The organism is Streptococcus oralis, from assembly GCF_026782345.1.
Classification (GTDB): Bacteria; Bacillota; Bacilli; order Lactobacillales; family Streptococcaceae; genus Streptococcus; species Streptococcus oralis_CK.
This window is the reverse complement of sequence record NZ_JAKUWI010000001.1, coordinates 806663-823760: the sequence shown is the minus strand read 5'-3', so window position 1 is coordinate 823760 and position 17098 is coordinate 806663. Positions and strand designations below refer to the sequence as shown.

Genomic DNA, 17098 nt, shown 5'->3' with positions numbered 1-17098 from the left:
GCTTGGGGTAGTGGGAGCCAAGTAGAACAAGGTAAGAAACTGGCGCTTTCTGTCGTATTTTTAAAAACAATGAAGTAATAAATTAGGGTGGAACCGCGTTTCTGACGCCCCTAGGTCACAGACTTAGGAGCAAAGACACGGTTCTTTTTGCATCCAAAGTCATAAGAATTTATAAAAAAGGAGTAAACAATGTCTAAGAAATTGACTTTCTACTGCGTCAGTGGCAGAGACCTCCTTACAGTCGGACTGCCCCACGTTCAGCACTAGGGTGCTGAGCTAGACGCAGTACTAACTCGTCTTGCCTCGTATAATCGACGAGGCAGACTCGTGTCGCAAGAAATCATTTTTTAATAAGGAGTATTCAATGTCTAAGAAGTTAACATTTCAAGAAATTATTTTGACTTTGCAACAATTTTGGAATGACCAAGGTTGTATGCTCATGCAGGCTTATGATAATGAAAAAGGTGCGGGGACGATGAGCCCTTACACTTTCCTTCGTGCTATTGGGCCTGAGCCATGGAATGCAGCGTATGTAGAGCCATCACGTCGTCCTGCTGACGGTCGTTATGGGGAAAATCCTAACCGTCTCTACCAACACCACCAATTCCAAGTGGTTATGAAGCCTTCTCCATCAAATATCCAAGAACTTTACCTTGAGTCTTTGGAAAAATTGGGTATCAATCCTTTGGAACACGATATCCGCTTCGTTGAAGATAACTGGGAAAATCCTTCTACTGGTTCAGCTGGCCTCGGTTGGGAAGTTTGGCTTGATGGGATGGAAATCACTCAGTTCACTTATTTCCAACAAGTTGGTGGATTGGCAACTGGTCCTGTGACTTCGGAAGTTACCTATGGTTTGGAACGTTTGGCTTCTTACATTCAAGAAGTGGACTCTGTCTATGATATCGAGTGGGCTGATGGCGTAAAATATGGAGAAATCTTCATCCAGCCTGAGTACGAGCACTCAAAATATTCATTTGAAATTTCGGACCAAGAAATGTTGCTTGAAAACTTTGATAAGTTTGAAAAGGAAGCTGGTCGTGCCTTGGAAGAGGGCTTGGTTCACCCTGCCTATGACTATGTTCTCAAATGTTCACATACCTTTAACCTACTTGACGCGCGTGGTGCCGTATCCGTAACCGAGCGCGCTGGCTATATCGCTCGTATCCGTAACTTGGCCCGTGTCGTAGCCAAAACCTTTGTCGCAGAACGCAAACGCCTAGGCTACCCACTTTTGGATGAAGCAACACGAGCTAAACTCCTAGCAGAAGACGCAGAATAGTAAGTAATACTGTGCTCTAAAATCGTTAAAGGCAAGTCGAAGCCTTGCTAGAGGGATATGCACCGCCGTACTGTTATGTGGGGATTTTTGAAACCTTGGGTTCAAAAATCAGTCAGCTAAATCCACTTTGATGAGACTGTTGGAAATCTTAGTTTATTTGGTATAAGATTTCCTTACAGACTCACAAAAGTTAGTTAGCGACGTCCCCAGTACCTAAGGTGTATATCAAAAAAGATTGAAGAAAATGTAAAGGAAAAAACATGACAAAAAACTTATTAGTAGAACTCGGTCTTGAAGAGTTACCAGCCTATGTAGTAACTCCAAGTGAAAAACAACTAGGTGAAAAAATGGCAGCCTTCCTCAAGGAAAACCGCCTGTCTTTTGAAGCCATTCAAACCTTCTCAACACCACGTCGGTTGGCTGTTCGTGTGACTGGACTTGCAGACAAGCAATCTGATTTGACAGAAGATTTCAAGGGACCAGCAAAGAAAATTGCCTTGGATAGTGATGGAAACTTCACCAAAGCAGCTCAAGGATTTGTCCGTGGAAAAGGCTTGACAGTTGAAGATATTGAATTCCGTGAAATCAAGGGTGAAGAATATGTCTATGTTACTAAGGAAGAAGTGGGCCAACCAGTTGAATCCATTGTTCCAGGTGTAGTAGACGTCTTGAAGTCACTAACTTTCCCTGTCAGCATGCACTGGGCTAACAACACCTTTGAATACATCCGTCCTGTACACACTTTGACAGTTCTTTTAGATGAAGAAGAGTTTGACTTGGATTTCCTTGATATTAAAGGCGGTCGTGTGAGTCGTGGTCATCGTTTCTTGGGACAAGAAACTAAGATTCAGTCAGCATTGAGCTATGAAGAAGACCTTCGTAAGCAGTTTGTAATCGCGGATCCTCGTGAACGTGAGCAAATGATTGTTGACCAAATCAAGGCAATCGAAGCTGAACATGGTGTACGCATCGAAATTGATGCTGACTTACTGAACGAAGTCTTGAACTTGGTTGAATACCCAACTGCCTTTATGGGAAGTTTTGATGCCAAATACCTTGAAGTTCCAGAAGAAGTCTTGGTAACTTCGATGAAAGAGCACCAACGCTACTTCGTTGTCCGAGATCAAGATGGAAAACTCTTGCCAAACTTCATTTCAGTCCGTAACGGAAACGCAGAGCATTTGGAAAATGTTATCAAGGGTAATGAAAAAGTCTTAGTTGCTCGTTTGGAAGACGGTGAATTCTTCTGGCGTGAAGACCAAAAATTGCTTATTTCAGACCTTGTCGAAAAGTTAAACCATGTGACCTTCCATGAAAAGGTTGGTTCCCTTCGTGAACACATGATTCGTACGGGTCAGATTGCCGTCCTTTTGGCGGGAAAAGCTGGTTTATCAGTGGATGAAACGATTGATCTTGCCCGCGCAGCATCCATTTACAAGTTTGACTTGTTGACAGGGATGGTTGGTGAGTTTGATGAACTCCAAGGAATTATGGGTGAGAAATATGCCCTTCTTGCTGGGGAAACTCCAGCAGTTGCGGCTGCCATTCGTGAACACTACATGCCTACATCAGCGGACGGAGCTCTCCCAGAGAGCAAGATTGGAGCCATTCTAGCCATTGCAGACAAATTGGATACGATTTTGAGTTTCTTCTCAGTAGGCTTGATTCCATCAGGTTCTAATGACCCTTATGCCCTTCGTCGTGCAACTCAAGGTGTAGTTCGTATCTTGGATGCTTTTGGTTGGCACATTGCTATGGATGAGTTGATTGATAGCCTTTATGCTTTGAAATTTGACAGCTTGACTTATGGAAATAAAGCAGAGGTCATGGACTTTATCAAGGCTCGTGTTGATAAGATGATGGGTTCTACTCCAAAAGACATTAAGGAAGCGGTCCTTGCAAGTTCGAACTTTGTCGTGACGGATATGTTGGAAGCAGCAAGTGCTCTTGTAGAAGCAAGCAAGGAAGAAAACTTCAAACCGTCTGTAGAATCTCTTTCACGTGCTTTCAACTTAGCTGAGAAAGCGGAAGGATATGAAACAGTTGACCCTGCTCTCTTTGAAAATGAAGAAGAGAAAGCCTTGGCGGAATCAGTAGAGTCACTCATTTTATCAGGGACTGCAAGTCAGCAATTAGAACAACTCTTTGCGCTTAGTCCAGTTATTGATGCTTTCTTTGAGAATACTATGGTAATGACCGATGATCAAGATATTCGTCAAAATCGATTGGCCATCTTGTCGCAATTAACCAAGAAAGCAGCTAAGCTTGCACGCTTTAACCAAATCAATACCAAGTAGACTCTCTATTAAACGAACTGTATCTTTTTACAAAGGAGATAAACATGGATTCAAAAAAAATCGCTCGTATCAACGAGCTCGCTAAAAAGAAAAAAACAGAAGGCTTAACTTCTGCTGAAAAAGTGGAACAAGCTAAACTTCGTGAGGAATATATCGAAGGCTATCGTCGTGCTGTTCGTCACCATATTGAAGGAATTAAGATTGTTGATGAAGAGGGAAATGACGTCACACCAGAAAAACTACGCCAAGTGCAACGTGAAAAAGGTTTACACGGTCGCAGTTTAGATGATCCTAACTCATAAAATGAAAGGGGGCTGTAGATGATTTACAAGCCCTTTTTCTGTTGTAATAACAAAAGGAGCCATTTGGCTCCTTTTGTGTTTCTTAGTTACTTGCGCCAGAAGTAGCGTCTGCGCCACCACCGTGGCCTCCAGCGTCACCTGAATCAGAAGCGCCAGAAGTAGCATCAGCGTCTCCATGACCTCCAGCGGCAGGAGCAAATGGTCCGCTACCACCTACCAAACGTTGACCAGTCTCTTTTAGGTACCAGTCAAGCCATGGTTGGAAGTTAAAGACAATTTCATTGATACCAGCGTATGATCCGTCAGGATAGTACATCGCTTGGTAGTTGTGGGTGTTGATGACACCTGCAGGAGAACCTGGAACGATTGTACGGACGTATTCTTGGTTTCCGTTACGAAGTGTTCCGATAACCCACTCTACATTCTTCATACGTGCTGGTGGAAGAGATCCATGAACAGTCGACATACGGTTACCTGATTGAGGTGGTACACGTTTGGCAAACATGGTGTCTGGATCTTGGTGAGCGTTATTGTAGTAGAGGAATTGGTTGTTATCGTCAGCGTATGTCAATTCAAATGGCATAGCTTTCAAGAACATATCAATTTGGTTAACTGTCAGGATACCGTGGTCCAGTTTGACATAGGTATCACCAGAAACAGCTCCAGTGATTGCAGCAACTTTTTCTACCCATTCTGGATCGTCAGGATCAACTTCTGTGATGGTTGTAGCGATTGGTTTTCCACAATCCAAGTCTTCTGGTTCGATTGGTTTTGGTTTTTTCAATTTCGAAACGACTCCTACGTATTTTACAAAGTTATCTAAGCAAGTTTCAAGGAATTTAACAGTTCCTTCATTGGTGATATTTCCGTCGTTATCAAAAGCTTCCTTAGCTTTACCAAGAAGGAATTCATTACCTGGAAGCGTGTAGGCATTAACACCTGGAGCGTCAAGGATTTTACGAAGGTGAACTTGGGCACGTGATGTTCCTTGGTCATAGTATGATGCACCCACAATCATAACAGGCTTGTTTTCAAATGGATGAACTTCGTATGAAAGCCATTCGAGTACAGATTTGAGTGAAGCTGAGATAGTGTGGTTGTGCTCAGGAGTAGCGATAATGACACCATCAGCACGTGTAATCTTGTTATACAAGAAACGCAATTGGAAGCTTTCGTCCCATTTTTCGTCTTGGTTAAACATTGGAACTTCGTCAATTTCAAGAACTTCTAATTCAAATTTGAATTTGAAATTTCGACGGATAAATTCCAAGAGTTTGCGGTTATATGATTGATCGTAGTTTGATCCAACAAGTCCAACAAATTTCATTCTTTCGGTCTCCTATCTTACAAATTTTCCCAGTCAAATTCTTCTGCATCTTTGCGAAGCAATTCTTGTGCATTGCGCAATTTTTCAGTAATTTTCACGAAGATACGGAAGTCATCAAAGATGGCATCCAATTTCTTGATGACATCAAGGTCAACCAAGTCGCCACTTGGGTTAAATGCTTGAAGAGAGTGTGAGAGCAAGAATTCATCTGGTAGAACATTTGCCTTAATTTCAGGAGCGTTCAAGATTTGACGAAGTTGCAATTGGGCACGAGATGAACCAAGTGTGCCATAAGAAGCACCAGTGATCATAATTGGTTTGTTCAAAAGTGGGTAGATACCATAAGATAGCCAAGCAAGAGCGCTCATCAAAACTGCAGGGATTGAGTGGTCGTACTCAGGAGTACCGATAATGACACCATCAGATGCTTCAATTCTAGCAGCAATTTCAAGAATTTCAGCAGGAAGAAGTTTATCTGCTGGTTTGTTGAAAACAGGAATGTCCTTGATTTCAACGAGTTCAATTTCAGCTTTATCAGCAAAGTGTTTTTGCATGTATTGGAGCAGTTGGCGATTTGTAGAACGTTTTGAATTTGTTCCAACAATGGCAATAAGTTTTAACATGAGATTTCCTTTCTCTTTTTACATAATACAATTTTGAAGGCCTGAAGAACATGCAAGGCGTCCCTCTTTGTCGATGAGGATGGCTTCAATCCCATCTATACTTTCGACTTGCCAGAGGATAGAAGCGCTTCGTTCTCCGAAAAGGCGTGTTGTCCATATCTCACCATCAACGGATTTATCAGAGACAATCGTTAGGCTAGCAAGATCGGTTTCGACAGGAAATCCTGTCTTACTATCAAAGATATGGTGGTAGTCTTTTCCATCTACTGTCAGGTGGCGTTCATAGATACCTGAAGTGACAACGGATTTGTTAGAAGCTGGGATGGTTAGGAGATGATTGCCACGAGGATTTCGCGGATCTTGAATCCCAATCTGCCAGGCTTTCCCTTCTTTGGCTTGGTTATTCCCGATGGTGAGGATATTTCCTCCGAGATTGATCAAGGCAGAGGTGACACCGTGTGTTTTCAAATACTGGGCAACCTTATCTGCACTATAGCCCTTGGCTAAACAACCTAAATCAAGCTTCATTCCTTTCTTCTCTAAAAAAATAGTAAAGTTAGTCGGATCCAACTTGATAAAATGCGGGTTAACTAGAGGCAAGACAGCTTCGATTTCGTTTAACTCTGGAAGTCGTGCATCTGCAAAGCCGATTCGCCAGGTTTGAATCAAGGGACCGATACTGATATTTAGATGGCTAGAGGGAGCTAGGCTGTGCTCTAGTCCAAGAGCAATCAGTTCAAACAGGTCAGGATGAACCTTAACAGGTGTGATTCCAGCCTGGTAGTTGATTTCCATCAGTTCGGATTCTTGACTATTGGCGTTGAAGCGGTATTCGAGCTCTTTGAGCAAGTCAAAAGCGCCCTGAAGCAGGATTTCTGCCCGCTCATCTACTAATGAAATCGTGATAGTTGTTCCCATTAGCCGTTCAGAACGTGAATGAAGAGGCAAGCTACCAGCTCCTTTCTTTTCATAGGAAATCATTCAATATAAGTTGGTTAAAGAAAAAGTAAACCCCTTACATTTTATTTCCATGTAACTAGCATACCATAAAGTCAGCGTTTTCACAAATGTATTTTGACAAAAAGTCAAGAAATATGCTCAAAATTAGAATGAAAACGATAGAAAAATAAGGTTTGTTAATATTAAGTGTATTTTTTTCTGAAAAAAAGAGAATTCTGAGCAAATGTCTTGTAAACGCTAACAGTAAATGATATACTAGAAAAGTAAATCAAAAATTAAAGGTAGGAATTTTTCTATGAGTAAAATCGTTGTAGTTGGTGCTAACCACGCTGGTACAGCTTGTATTAATACGATGTTGGATAACTTTGGTCATGAGAACGAAATCGTAGTATTTGACCAAAACTCAAATATTTCATTCCTTGGTTGTGGAATGGCGCTTTGGATCGGAGAACAAATTGATGGCCCAGAAGGTCTCTTCTACTCTGATAAAGAAAAATTGGAAGCAAAAGGTGCTAAAATTTACATGAACTCACCAGTTCTTTCAATTGACTACGATAACAAAGTTGTGACTGCTGAAGTTGAAGGTAAAGAACACAAAGAGTCTTATGATAAATTAATCTTTGCAACTGGTTCAACTCCAATCTTGCCTCCAATCGAAGGTGTTGAAATCGTTAAGGGTAACCGAGAATTCAAAGCAACACTTGAAAATGTTCAATTTGTTAAGTTGTACCAAAATGCAGAAGAAGTCATCGAAAAACTTGCTGACAAGAGCAAACACCTTGAGCGCATTGCCGTTGTTGGTGGCGGTTACATCGGTGTTGAGCTGGCTGAAGCTTTCGAACGTCTTGGAAAAGAAGTGGTGCTTGTTGATATCGTAGACACTGTTTTGAACGGCTACTATGACAAAGACTTTACCCAAATGATGGCGAAAAACTTGGAAGACCATAACATCCGCTTGGCACTTGGTCAAACAGTTAAAGCCATCCAAGGTGATGGTAAAGTTGAACGCTTGGTAACAGACAAAGAAACATTTGATGTGGATATGGTGGTTCTTGCTGTTGGTTTCCGTCCAAACACAGCTCTTGCAGATGGTAAGATTGAACTTTTCCGCAACGGTGCCTTCCTTGTAGACAAGAAACAAGAAACATCTATCCCAGGTGTATACGCTGTTGGTGACTGTGCGACTGTTTATGACAATGCTCGTAAAGATACAAGCTACATCGCTCTTGCATCTAACGCTGTACGTACTGGTATCGTTGGTGCTTATAACGCTTGTGGACATGAATTGGAAGGAATCGGTGTGCAAGGATCAAACGGTATTTCAATCTATGGTCTTCACATGGTTTCAACTGGTCTGACTCTTGAAAAAGCAAAAGCAGCAGGTTACAATGCAACTGAAACTGGCTTTAACGATCTTCAAAAACCAGAATTTATGAAGCATGACAACCACGAAGTTGCCATCAAGATTGTCTTTGACAAAGACAGTCGCGAAATCCTTGGTGCACAAATGGTTTCACATGATGCTGCTATCAGTATGGGAATCCACATGTTCTCACTTGCTATCCAAGAGCATGTAACGATTGATAAATTGGCATTGACAGACCTATTCTTCTTGCCACATTTCAACAAACCATACAACTACATTACAATGGCTGCACTTACAGCTGAAAAATAACAATAGCTGAGCTATCTGGCCTTATATTAAGGTCAGATAGTTTTTTATGTTACTGTACCCAGACAATTATTGTTTTTCTATCTTGTACTTCATTCTAATCTGGCTTAAAATGAAATGGTAGCTACCAATACAAATGATGAGGATAAAGAAATGACTGAAAATCGTTATGAACTAAATAAAAACTTGGCACAGATGCTCAAAGGTGGGGTTATCATGGACGTTCAGAACCCTGAACAGGCTCGTATCGCAGAGGCTGCTGGTGCGGCAGCTGTTATGGCCTTGGAGCGAATTCCAGCTGATATTCGTGCGGCTGGTGGGGTTTCCCGTATGAGCGATCCAAAGATGATTAAGGAAATCCAAGAAGCGGTGAGCATTCCAGTGATGGCCAAGGTCAGAATCGGGCATTTTGTAGAAGCTCAGATTTTAGAGGCTATTGAGATTGACTATATCGATGAGAGTGAAGTGCTGTCTCCAGCTGACGACCGTTTCCATGTGGACAAGAAAGAATTCCAAGTTCCTTTTGTCTGTGGGGCTAAGGACTTGGGTGAAGCCTTGCGTCGTATCGCTGAAGGAGCTTCCATGATTCGTACCAAAGGAGAACCAGGGACAGGAGATATTGTTCAAGCCGTTCGTCATATGCGCATGATGAATCAAGAAATTCGCTGTATTAAAAATCTACGCGAAGATGAACTCTATGTCGCAGCAAAAGAACTCCAAGTTCCTATAGAATTAGTCCAATACGTCCATGAACATGGTAAGTTGCCAGTTGTAAACTTTGCGGCTGGAGGTGTTGCAACACCAGCAGATGCTGCATTGATGATGCAACTGGGGGCAGAAGGTGTTTTTGTTGGATCAGGTATTTTCAAGTCAGGAGATCCTGTTAAACGAGCAAGTGCCATTGTCAAAGCTGTAACCAACTACCAAAATCCTCAAATTTTGGGTCAAATCTCTGAAGACCTAGGGGAAGCCATGGTTGGTATCAATGAGAATGAAATCCAAATTCTTATGGCAGAGCGAGGAAAATAGATGAAAATCGGAATATTAGCCTTGCAAGGTGCCTTTGCAGAACATGCAAAAGTGCTAGAAAAGTTAGGTGTTGTTAGTGTAGAAATCAGAAATTTAGATGATTTTCAACAACATCAGAGTAACTTGGCGGGTTTGATATTACCTGGCGGTGAGTCTACAACCATGGGCAAACTCTTGCGTGACCAACAGATGTTGATTCCCATCCGAGAAGCCATTCTATCTGGATTACCCGTTTTTGGGACCTGTGCGGGTTTAATCTTGCTAGCTAAGGAAATTATTTCTCAGGAAGAAAGTCATCTAGCGACTATGGACATAGTAGTTGAGCGCAATGCCTATGGGCGTCAACTAGGAAGTTTTTATACAGAGGCAGAATGTAAAGGAGTCGGTCAGATTCCCATGACCTTTATTCGCGGTCCGATTATCAGTAGTCTTGGAGAGGGTGTGGAAATCCTAGCAACTGTAGATGACCAAATCGTTGCTGCGCAAGAACAGAATATGCTGGTAACCTCTTTTCATCCGGAATTGACTGATAATGTGCGCTTGCACCAGTATTTTATCAATATGTGTAAAGAAAAAAGTTGAGAAAAGATTCTCAACTTTTTTACATGTAATAAACAATCGCGATATATTGGAGTGCAGATGCCGCTAGGATAAAGAGATGCCAAATCATGTGGAAATAAGGTTTTTTCTTAGCGTAAAATCCAGCTCCAACTGTATAACAGAGTCCGCCAGTTACCATGAGACTCCAGAAAATTGGCGTTGTTTGACTGATAATGGCAGGAATGATAGCTAGAACCAACCAGCCCATAATCAGGTAAAGGGCAAGGCTGAATTTCTCATTAACCTTTTTAGCAAAGATTTTATAGAGGATGCCAAAGATGGTTGTTCCCCACTGAATGGCAATGATCAGATAGCCAAACCAGTTATTCATCAAGGTCAAGACGACCGGCGTATAAGAGCCTGCGATAGCTACGTAAATCATAGAATGGTCGATGATTCGTAAGACGTATTTGTGGGTCGAACCATAGGCCATAGAGTGGTAAATGGTTGACGAGAGGAACATGAGAAAGAGACTGATAACAAAGATAGAAACACCAAAAGATGATAAAAATCCATGTGCTTCATAACTATAGGTGGATGAAATAGGGAGTAGGATGAGCATGATAACGGCACCTACAGCATGGGTCACGCTATTAGCAATCTCCTCTCCAAAACTGAGTTTTTTACTGAGCTTTAGACTGGTATTCATTGGATTTCCTCCTCTTCTTTGATAAGGATTAAGTCTAGAGTTTGATGATAGAGTTTAACCGTTTGACAGCTAGTTTGGATAATAGGATTTTCTGGATCAATCCCATGGTTCATGTAGTCTACAAAAGCATCGTAGAGCTGGTCTGAGCTCGCTTGAGTTTGCAGAGTATTAAGGGTCTGAGCGATTTCTTGGATCGAAAAGACAGACTTGAGAGTGGTGATGGCAATCAAACGGGCGATCTGTTTGCGTTGGTATTTTTTCTTGTCTGGCTTTGTCAGGTAACCATGTTTGACATAGTTATTGACCATAGATGCTGTTAGTCCCTTGTCCTTATCTGGAGAGATAGGGGCACAGACCTGATTGACATAAAGTAAAACCTGATCCAGATAGAGGTCAATGTTTGGAATGTCTTCCCATTTTGGGTAGGAAAAGTTAGAATTCATTTCCAACTCCTTTTTATCTAGTTTTAATAACTAGATTATAAAATAATAAAAAACAAAAGTCAAGTTTCAACTGCTTGTAGAAAGCTTTAAATTATGCTATGATGAGAGAAAATAGTTAGAAATGAGGGGAAAAGATGGAGATTCGTTTAGCTTTTCCAAACGAAGTGGATGCGATTATGCAGGTGATGGAGGATGCTAAAAAGTGCTTAGCCAAATCTGGTAGCGACCAGTGGCAAAATGGCTATCCAAATGCAGATATCATTATTGATGATATCATCTCAGGCCAAGCCTATGTGGCCTTGGAAGAAGGAGAACTGCTAGCTTATGCTGCTGTGACCAAGAGTCCAGAGGAAGCCTATGAAGCCATTTATGAAGGGAGTTGGCAGGGGGGAGAATCAGAATATCTGGTCTTTCACCGTATCGCTGTGGCAGCAGATGTCCAAGGACAAGGTGTTGCTCAGACTTTCCTAGAAGGCTTGATTGAAGGTTTTGATTATCTAGATTTTCGTTCAGATACGCATGCAGAAAACAAGGCTATGCAGCATATCTTTGAAAAGCTAGGCTTCCAACAGGTTGGTAAGGTTCCAGTTGATGGAGAACGCTTGGCCTATCAGAAATTAAAAAAATGATGCAGAAAAAGTACGCAAAAATGCTCTACCCGTCGCCAATTGGGACCTTATCCTTAGTTGCTGATGAGCAATATTTGTTTGGAATATGGGTGCAGGACCAAATTCATTTTGAGAGAGGTATCGAGACGGATGGGATAGAAATCGTTAAGGAACATCCTGTCCTCGACAAAGTTATTTCCTATTTAGATACCTATTTCGAAGGCAGTGTTCAGGATCTATCTGACTTATCTTTGGCTCCTATTGGAACAGATTTTGAAAAGCGGGTTTGGGATTACTTACAGGCCATTCCTTATGCTCAAACAGTAACTTACGGACAAATAGCTCAAGACCTGCAAGTGGCTTCTGCTCAAGCGATTGGAGGAGCAGTGGGGCGCAATCCTTGGTCCATACTTGTTCCCTGTCATCGGGTGCTGGGGTCAGGCAATCGCTTGACAGGCTATGCATCTGGAGTCGAAAAGAAAGCCTGGCTCTTGCAACATGAAGGTGCAGCATTTCAAGAAAATAAAAAATAGAAAGAAAAGAAGATGTTAGAATTTATCGAATACCCAAAATGTTCAACTTGTAAGAAAGCAAAAAATGAATTGGATCAACTTGGACTGGACTACAAAGCTGTCCACATCGTAGAAGAAACACCAAGTGAAGATGTGATTTTGAAGTGGTTGGAAACTTCCGGTTTTGAAGTGAAACAATTTTTCAATACTAGCGGGATCAAATACCGCGAACTGGGCCTAAAAGATAAGGTGGGAAGTTTGTCAAAACAAGAAGCAGCCAAGCTTCTAGCGAGTGATGGTATGTTATTGAAACGTCCAATTTTGGTGGAGAATGGTGCTGTTAAACAAATCGGCTATAGAAAACCCTATGAGAACTTAGGTTTGAGATAGTTTTTATTTATCTCCTTGATAGGTAAAATATATAGCCTCCCTGTTTTAAAGTGTGATAAACTAGAAGATAGACAAAGTCTGAGTAGCCCGTAGCAAATAATTTGCTTGCGAGCAGAAGTATGATAGAATGAATCATTATCAGGAGAGGATGTTTTTATGACTGTTACAACATTTTTAGCATCAGATTGGTACCAAAGTTTGATGCAACTCATTCCGGATGGTAAACTCTTTAGTTTGCGTTCGGTCTTTGATGGAATTCCAAGGATTGTCCAACAACTGCCTACAACCTTGATGTTGACGCTTGGAGGTGCACTCTTTGGTTTGCTACTTGCCTTGATTTTTGCCATTGTTAAGATCAATCGTGTTAAAATTCTATATCCCTTGCAGGCCTTTTTCGTTAGCTTCTTAAAAGGTACTCCAATCCTAGTTCAACTTATGTTGACCTACTACGGAATTCCTTTGGCACTGAAAGCTATCAACCAACAATGGGGGACTGGTTTCAATATCAATGCGATTCCAGCAGCGCTTTTTGCGATTGTGGCCTTTGCTTTTAATGAGGCGGCTTATGCAAGTGAAACGATTCGTGCAGCCATCCTTTCTGTTAATCCAGGTGAAATTGAGGCGGCACGTAGTTTGGGTATGACTCGTGCGCAAGTTTACCGTCGCGTGATTATTCCAAATGCGGCGGTGGTAGCGACGCCGACTTTGATTAACTCCCTTATCGGTTTGACCAAGGGAACATCTCTAGCCTTTAGTGCGGGTGTTGTGGAAGTCTTTGCCCAAGCTCAGATTTTGGGTGGAGCCGATTATCGCTATTTTGAACGCTTCATCTCTGTTGCCCTTGTTTATTGGGTAGTCAATATTGGAATTGAAAGCCTCGGTCGTTTCATCGAGAGAAAAATGGCTATCTCAGCACCTGATACAGTGTCTACAGATGTGAAAGGAGACCTTCGTTAATGATTAAGATTTCGAATTTAAGCAAATCCTTTTCAGGACAAACTGTCTTGGATCATCTGGACTTGGATATCCAAAAAGGGGAGGTAGTGGCCTTGATTGGTTCATCTGGAGCTGGGAAATCAACCTTTCTTCGTAGTTTGAACTATCTTGAAACTCCAGATAGTGGAACGATTCAGATTGACAATTTTAAAGTTGATTTTTCTCAGATTAGCCAAGAAGAAATCCTAACCCTTCGTCGCAAGTTGTCTATGGTTTTCCAACAGTTTAATTTGTTTGAACGCCGAACAGCTCTTGACAATGTCAAGGAAGGTTTGGTTGTTGTTAAAAAATTATCCGACGAGGAAGCAACAAAAATCGCCAAGGAAGAGTTGGCTAAGGTTGGGCTTTCTGATCGTGAAAACCATTACCCTCGCCACTTATCAGGTGGACAAAAGCAACGGGTTGCCCTCGCGCGTGCGCTTGCTATGAAACCAGATGTCTTGCTCTTGGACGAACCCACTTCAGCTCTAGACCCAGAATTGGTCGGTGAGGTAGAAAAATCTATTGCAGATGCTGCCAAGTCAGGTCAGACCATGATTTTGGTCAGTCACGATATGTCTTTTGTAACCCAAGTGGCAGATAAGGTTTTATTCCTAGATAAAGGGAAAATCATCGAGTCTGGCACACCGGATGAAATCATCAATCATCCAAAAGAAGAACGGACAAAAGAATTCTTCGCTAGTTACAAACGGACTTATATTTGATATAATAGAAAAAGGAAAACTCAGTTAGTTGGACTAGCTGAGTTTACTCTTTAAAAAAGATAGAAACGAGAGAGATCATGCTGCTGCAACTGTTTTCTTTATATTTCGAGAGTTTGATCTTAACGACCATCCTTGTCGTGATTTTTCTGGGGATTTGGATTGGATTGAGAGCCATGTCTGGTGTGGACAAGACAGCCAAGGCTCGTCAAGCTCATCTCTATGATATGATTATGATTGGAGTTTTGGTCGTTCCGGTGTTATCCTTTGCCGTCATGAGTTTGCTCTTGGTTTTCAAGGCATAATCCTTGCGTGACTAGCAAGAATAAGTTAGAATAAAGATAGTTACAACAAGAAAGAAGGAATCGAAATGTACGATACGATTATTATCGGTGCTGGACCTGCGGGAATGACCGCTGCCTTATATGCTGCTCGAAGCAATCTGAAAGTAGGCTTGATTGAAGGTGGTCTGCCAGGCGGGCAAATGAATAACACATCTGATATCGAAAACTATCCAGGTTATGCCAATATCAGTGGACCTGAATTGGCTGAAAAGATGTTTGAACCACTTGAAAACCTTGGAGTAGAGCATCTTTATGGCTATGTTGAAAATATTGAAGACAAGGGTGACTATAAGAAGGTAATCACTGATGATCAAGTTTACGAAACCCGTACTGTCATCGTGGCAACTGGGTCAAAACACCGTCTTTTGGGAGTTCCCGGAGAAGAAGAACTGAACAGTCGTGGTGTTTCTTACTGTGCAGTCTGTGATGGAGCTTTCTTCCGTGACCAAGACTTGCTCGTAGTCGGTGGTGGAGATTCAGCGGTAGAAGAAGCCCTCTTCTTGACTCGCTTTGCCAAGACTGTTACCATTGTTCACCGTCGCGACCAACTTCGTGCCCAAAAGGTGTTGCAAGACCGTGCCTTTGCTAATGAGAAAGTCAACTTTATCTGGGACTCTGTCGTCAAGGAAATCAAAGGTGAAAACCGAGTAGAATCTGTCGTATTTGAAAATGTAAAAACAGGTCAAATAACAGAGCAAGCCTTTGGTGGTGTCTTTATCTATGTTGGTTTGGATCCCGTTAGCGATTTTGTTAAAGAATTGAATATTCAAGATCAGGCTGGCTGGATTATGACAGATAACCACATGAAAACTGCCGTTGACGGTATCTTTGCAGTTGGTGATGTTCGCCAGAAAGACCTTCGTCAAGTAACAACAGCAGTTGGAGATGGAGCTATCGCTGGTCAAGAAGCCTACAAGTTTATCACCGAACATAGTTAGGCAAAAAAGTTTCCAATCAACTGATTGGAAACTTTTTTATAGTCTATTTCGGAAAACTTCGTACATGAGAATGGCTGCAGCAACACTGGCATTGAGGCTTTGAACATGCCCGTTCATTGGAATGGTGATCATCTCATCGACCTGTTTTTTGATGTTGCTAGAGATACCTTTTCCTTCATTTCCGATGATGAGGGCGATTTTCCCTTTTGTATTCCACTTGTGGCAAGGAGTACCGTTCATATCCGTTCCAAAGGTCCAAAATCCTTCATCTTTGAGTTTGTCTAGAGTTTGACTGAGGTTGGTCACTCGCGCAATTGGAACGTGCTCGATAGCACCTGTGGCCGTTTTGGCAACGACAGGAGTCACTCCGACGGCACGGTGCTTGGGAATGATGACACCTGAAACATTGGTCGCATCAGCAGTCCTTAAGATAGAACCTAAGTTGTGAGGGTCAGTTAGACCATCCAGAATCAATAGAAGTGGATTTTCTTCTTGGCGTGTTTTGGCAAGGATGTGATCCAGATCGCTATAGGCAAATTCGGACACTCGTAGAACAAAACCTTGGTGGACAGCGCCTTCGGTCATTTCAGAGAGGGATTTTTTTGAGGTCCAAGAGATGGAGACCTTTTTCTCAGCAGCCAGTTCCTTGACTTTCTCAACATTCTTACCTCGGAGATCATCTTGGAGGTAGAGTTTGTTTCCTGTATTTGCAAGGAGGGCTTCGGTAACGGCGTGGACGCCATAGACAATATCATTTGTTTTCATGCCTTTATTATAACACAAAACCCCGTCTTGCAACGGGATTTTCTTTATTCGAGGATGAGGAGTCCATCTTTGATAGCAAATGGGTCTTTCTCATTGATACGATCGTAGAACATGATTCCGTTGATGTGGTCAATTTCATGTTGGACAACGATAGAGTTGTATCCTTTAAGCTTGATACGGTGTTTTTCTCCGTCCTTGTCAAAGTAATCAACAGTAACGCGAGCATGACGAACAACATAGCCTGGAACTACACGGTCGACAGATAGGCACCCTTCTCCTTCACCGAGGGCAGCGTCCTGAACAGAGTGGGATACGATTTTTGGATTGTACATAATAGCTTGCAGATCGTAGGCTTCCTGTGGAGTCTCACCTTCTTCCGCAATATTTGGCACTAAAACAGCGATAATGCGTTTTGAGATATCTAACTGAGGAGCAGCCAATCCAACCCCACCACGCAAGCCCATTTTCTCAGCCATAACGGGATCCTGAGAATGTTTGAGGAATTGCATCATCTTTTCTCCAAGGATGATTTCCTGGTCAGACAGTGGGAAAGTGACCTCCTCAGCAACCGCGCGTAAAGTTGGGTTCCCCTCACGGATAATATCGTTCATATTAATTAAATGAGCAGCTTTTGTAATACGTTCTATAGCAGACATTTTC

General features: G+C 42.1%; 20 protein-coding genes. 13 read left to right on the top strand and 7 right to left on the bottom strand.

The features are described 5' to 3' along the window. The first annotated feature begins 364 nt into the window (after window positions 1–364). From glyQ to MK405_RS04085, 3 genes are all read left to right on the top strand, one after another. Window positions 365–1282, top strand: coding sequence for a glycine--tRNA ligase subunit alpha (gene glyQ, locus MK405_RS04095; RefSeq protein WP_000038746.1), 918 nt, complete (start codon window positions 365–367; stop codon window positions 1280–1282). Between the two features lie 260 nt (window positions 1283–1542). Then, window positions 1543–3579 carry a glycine--tRNA ligase subunit beta gene (glyS, locus tag MK405_RS04090; RefSeq protein WP_268704397.1) on the top strand — a complete coding sequence of 679 codons (2037 nt, stop codon included), beginning with the start codon at window positions 1543–1545 and terminating at the stop codon, window positions 3577–3579. A gap of 44 nt (window positions 3580–3623) precedes the next feature. Beyond that, a complete protein-coding gene (locus MK405_RS04085; protein ID WP_000377481.1) occupies window positions 3624–3881 on the top strand; it encodes a DUF896 family protein in 258 nt (85 codons plus the stop codon). An 82-nt stretch (window positions 3882–3963) separates the two neighbouring features. Here the strand turns inward: MK405_RS04085 and MK405_RS04080 are convergent, their stop codons facing one another. Genes MK405_RS04080 through MK405_RS04070 form a run of 3 tightly spaced genes read right to left on the bottom strand, consistent with a single transcriptional unit; the run spans window position 3964 to window position 6779 of the window. Further along, window positions 3964–5208: an NAD(P)H-dependent oxidoreductase gene (locus tag MK405_RS04080; protein WP_000673665.1), complete on the bottom strand. Its 1245-nt coding sequence runs from the start codon at window positions 5206–5208 to the stop codon at window positions 3964–3966. A 17-nt stretch (window positions 5209–5225) separates the two neighbouring features. After that, complete coding sequence (locus MK405_RS04075) at window positions 5226–5831, bottom strand: NADPH-dependent FMN reductase (protein WP_129326066.1); 606 nt, start codon at window positions 5829–5831, stop codon at window positions 5226–5228. An 18-nt stretch (window positions 5832–5849) separates the two neighbouring features. Then, entirely contained in the window at window positions 5850–6779 is a 930-nt protein-coding gene (locus tag MK405_RS04070) for an FAD:protein FMN transferase (protein ID WP_008284369.1), read from the bottom strand. A gap of 307 nt (window positions 6780–7086) precedes the next feature. Here MK405_RS04070 and nox point away from each other — a divergent pair, with 307 nt between their 5' ends. The 3 genes from nox (at window position 7087) to pdxT (ending at window position 10074) form a co-directional block, all read left to right on the top strand. After that, window positions 7087–8466 (top strand): H2O-forming NADH oxidase, encoded by a 1380-nt coding sequence (nox, locus tag MK405_RS04065; protein ID WP_000036760.1) that lies wholly within the window; start codon window positions 7087–7089, stop codon window positions 8464–8466. Window positions 8467–8616: 150 nt separating this feature from the next. Continuing rightward, entirely contained in the window at window positions 8617–9492 is an 876-nt protein-coding gene (gene pdxS / locus MK405_RS04060) for a pyridoxal 5'-phosphate synthase lyase subunit PdxS (RefSeq protein ID WP_268704396.1), read from the top strand. Continuing rightward, a complete protein-coding gene (pdxT, locus tag MK405_RS04055; RefSeq protein WP_268704395.1) occupies window positions 9493–10074 on the top strand; it encodes a pyridoxal 5'-phosphate synthase glutaminase subunit PdxT in 582 nt (193 codons plus the stop codon). A gap of 19 nt (window positions 10075–10093) precedes the next feature. Here the strand turns inward: pdxT and trhA are convergent, their stop codons facing one another. Both trhA and MK405_RS04045 read right to left on the bottom strand, forming a co-directional pair. Continuing rightward, the gene (gene trhA, locus MK405_RS04050) at window positions 10094–10741 is read right to left on the bottom strand and encodes a PAQR family membrane homeostasis protein TrhA (protein ID WP_001097972.1); all 648 of its coding nucleotides are present in this window, start codon (window positions 10739–10741) and stop codon (window positions 10094–10096) included. Then, window positions 10738–11184 carry a DUF1836 domain-containing protein gene (locus tag MK405_RS04045; protein ID WP_001087578.1) on the bottom strand — a complete coding sequence of 149 codons (447 nt, stop codon included), beginning with the start codon at window positions 11182–11184 and terminating at the stop codon, window positions 10738–10740. The genes trhA and MK405_RS04045 overlap by 4 nt, the downstream gene beginning before the upstream one ends. A gap of 134 nt (window positions 11185–11318) precedes the next feature. On the opposite strand from MK405_RS04045, the gene MK405_RS04040 reads away from it, so the two are divergent. The 7 genes from MK405_RS04040 (at window position 11319) to trxB (ending at window position 15673) form a co-directional block, all read left to right on the top strand. After that, on the top strand, window positions 11319–11813 hold the full coding sequence (locus tag MK405_RS04040) for a GNAT family N-acetyltransferase (protein ID WP_057488563.1): 495 nt from the start codon (window positions 11319–11321) through the stop codon (window positions 11811–11813). Beyond that, a complete protein-coding gene (locus MK405_RS04035) occupies window positions 11810–12325 on the top strand; it encodes a methylated-DNA--[protein]-cysteine S-methyltransferase (protein WP_268704394.1) in 516 nt (171 codons plus the stop codon). The genes MK405_RS04040 and MK405_RS04035 overlap by 4 nt, the downstream gene beginning before the upstream one ends. 12 nt (window positions 12326–12337) lie before the next feature. After that, window positions 12338–12694, top strand: a complete 357-nt coding sequence (locus MK405_RS04030) for an arsenate reductase family protein (protein ID WP_057488562.1) — start codon at window positions 12338–12340, stop codon at window positions 12692–12694. A gap of 156 nt (window positions 12695–12850) precedes the next feature. Beyond that, complete coding sequence (locus MK405_RS04025) at window positions 12851–13651, top strand: amino acid ABC transporter permease (protein ID WP_000219162.1); 801 nt, start codon at window positions 12851–12853, stop codon at window positions 13649–13651. Then, the gene (locus tag MK405_RS04020) at window positions 13651–14394 is read left to right on the top strand and encodes an amino acid ABC transporter ATP-binding protein (protein ID WP_000590976.1); all 744 of its coding nucleotides are present in this window, start codon (window positions 13651–13653) and stop codon (window positions 14392–14394) included. The genes MK405_RS04025 and MK405_RS04020 overlap by 1 nt, the downstream gene beginning before the upstream one ends. A gap of 77 nt (window positions 14395–14471) precedes the next feature. After that, window positions 14472–14696 carry a DUF4059 family protein gene (locus MK405_RS04015; protein ID WP_000926603.1) on the top strand — a complete coding sequence of 75 codons (225 nt, stop codon included), beginning with the start codon at window positions 14472–14474 and terminating at the stop codon, window positions 14694–14696. Between the two features lie 65 nt (window positions 14697–14761). After that, window positions 14762–15673: a thioredoxin-disulfide reductase gene (trxB, locus tag MK405_RS04010; protein WP_268704393.1), complete on the top strand. Its 912-nt coding sequence runs from the start codon at window positions 14762–14764 to the stop codon at window positions 15671–15673. A gap of 36 nt (window positions 15674–15709) precedes the next feature. Here trxB and rlmB read toward each other — a convergent pair whose 3' ends face one another. Both rlmB and def read right to left on the bottom strand, forming a co-directional pair. Next, window positions 15710–16438, bottom strand: a complete 729-nt coding sequence (gene rlmB, locus MK405_RS04005; RefSeq protein WP_084920484.1) for a 23S rRNA (guanosine(2251)-2'-O)-methyltransferase RlmB — start codon at window positions 16436–16438, stop codon at window positions 15710–15712. Between the two features lie 44 nt (window positions 16439–16482). Further along, window positions 16483–17094 carry a peptide deformylase gene (gene def, locus MK405_RS04000; protein ID WP_268704392.1) on the bottom strand — a complete coding sequence of 204 codons (612 nt, stop codon included), beginning with the start codon at window positions 17092–17094 and terminating at the stop codon, window positions 16483–16485. Window positions 17095–17098 lie beyond the last annotated feature (4 nt).

What these genes read in the sequence shown, in the direction of transcription:
- glyQ (WP_000038746.1), top strand. Translation starts at nt 365, where the DNA reads ATGTCTAAGAAGTTAACATTTCAAGAAATTATTTTGACTTTGCAACAA.
- glyS (WP_268704397.1), top strand. Translation starts at nt 1,543, where the DNA reads ATGACAAAAAACTTATTAGTAGAACTCGGTCTTGAAGAGTTACCAGCC.
- MK405_RS04085 (WP_000377481.1), top strand. Translation starts at nt 3,624, where the DNA reads ATGGATTCAAAAAAAATCGCTCGTATCAACGAGCTCGCTAAAAAGAAA.
- MK405_RS04080 (WP_000673665.1), bottom strand. Translation starts at nt 5,208, where the DNA reads ATGAAATTTGTTGGACTTGTTGGATCAAACTACGATCAATCATATAAC.
- MK405_RS04075 (WP_129326066.1), bottom strand. Translation starts at nt 5,831, where the DNA reads ATGTTAAAACTTATTGCCATTGTTGGAACAAATTCAAAACGTTCTACA.
- nox (WP_000036760.1), top strand. Translation starts at nt 7,087, where the DNA reads ATGAGTAAAATCGTTGTAGTTGGTGCTAACCACGCTGGTACAGCTTGT.
- pdxS (WP_268704396.1), top strand. Translation starts at nt 8,617, where the DNA reads ATGACTGAAAATCGTTATGAACTAAATAAAAACTTGGCACAGATGCTC.
- pdxT (WP_268704395.1), top strand. Translation starts at nt 9,493, where the DNA reads ATGAAAATCGGAATATTAGCCTTGCAAGGTGCCTTTGCAGAACATGCA.
- trhA (WP_001097972.1), bottom strand. Translation starts at nt 10,741, where the DNA reads ATGAATACCAGTCTAAAGCTCAGTAAAAAACTCAGTTTTGGAGAGGAG.
- MK405_RS04045 (WP_001087578.1), bottom strand. Translation starts at nt 11,184, where the DNA reads ATGAATTCTAACTTTTCCTACCCAAAATGGGAAGACATTCCAAACATT.
- MK405_RS04040 (WP_057488563.1), top strand. Translation starts at nt 11,319, where the DNA reads ATGGAGATTCGTTTAGCTTTTCCAAACGAAGTGGATGCGATTATGCAG.
- MK405_RS04035 (WP_268704394.1), top strand. Translation starts at nt 11,810, where the DNA reads ATGATGCAGAAAAAGTACGCAAAAATGCTCTACCCGTCGCCAATTGGG.
- MK405_RS04030 (WP_057488562.1), top strand. Translation starts at nt 12,338, where the DNA reads ATGTTAGAATTTATCGAATACCCAAAATGTTCAACTTGTAAGAAAGCA.
- MK405_RS04025 (WP_000219162.1), top strand. Translation starts at nt 12,851, where the DNA reads ATGACTGTTACAACATTTTTAGCATCAGATTGGTACCAAAGTTTGATG.
- MK405_RS04020 (WP_000590976.1), top strand. Translation starts at nt 13,651, where the DNA reads ATGATTAAGATTTCGAATTTAAGCAAATCCTTTTCAGGACAAACTGTC.
- MK405_RS04015 (WP_000926603.1), top strand. Translation starts at nt 14,472, where the DNA reads ATGCTGCTGCAACTGTTTTCTTTATATTTCGAGAGTTTGATCTTAACG.
- trxB (WP_268704393.1), top strand. Translation starts at nt 14,762, where the DNA reads ATGTACGATACGATTATTATCGGTGCTGGACCTGCGGGAATGACCGCT.
- rlmB (WP_084920484.1), bottom strand. Translation starts at nt 16,438, where the DNA reads ATGAAAACAAATGATATTGTCTATGGCGTCCACGCCGTTACCGAAGCC.
- def (WP_268704392.1), bottom strand. Translation starts at nt 17,094, where the DNA reads ATGTCTGCTATAGAACGTATTACAAAAGCTGCTCATTTAATTAATATG.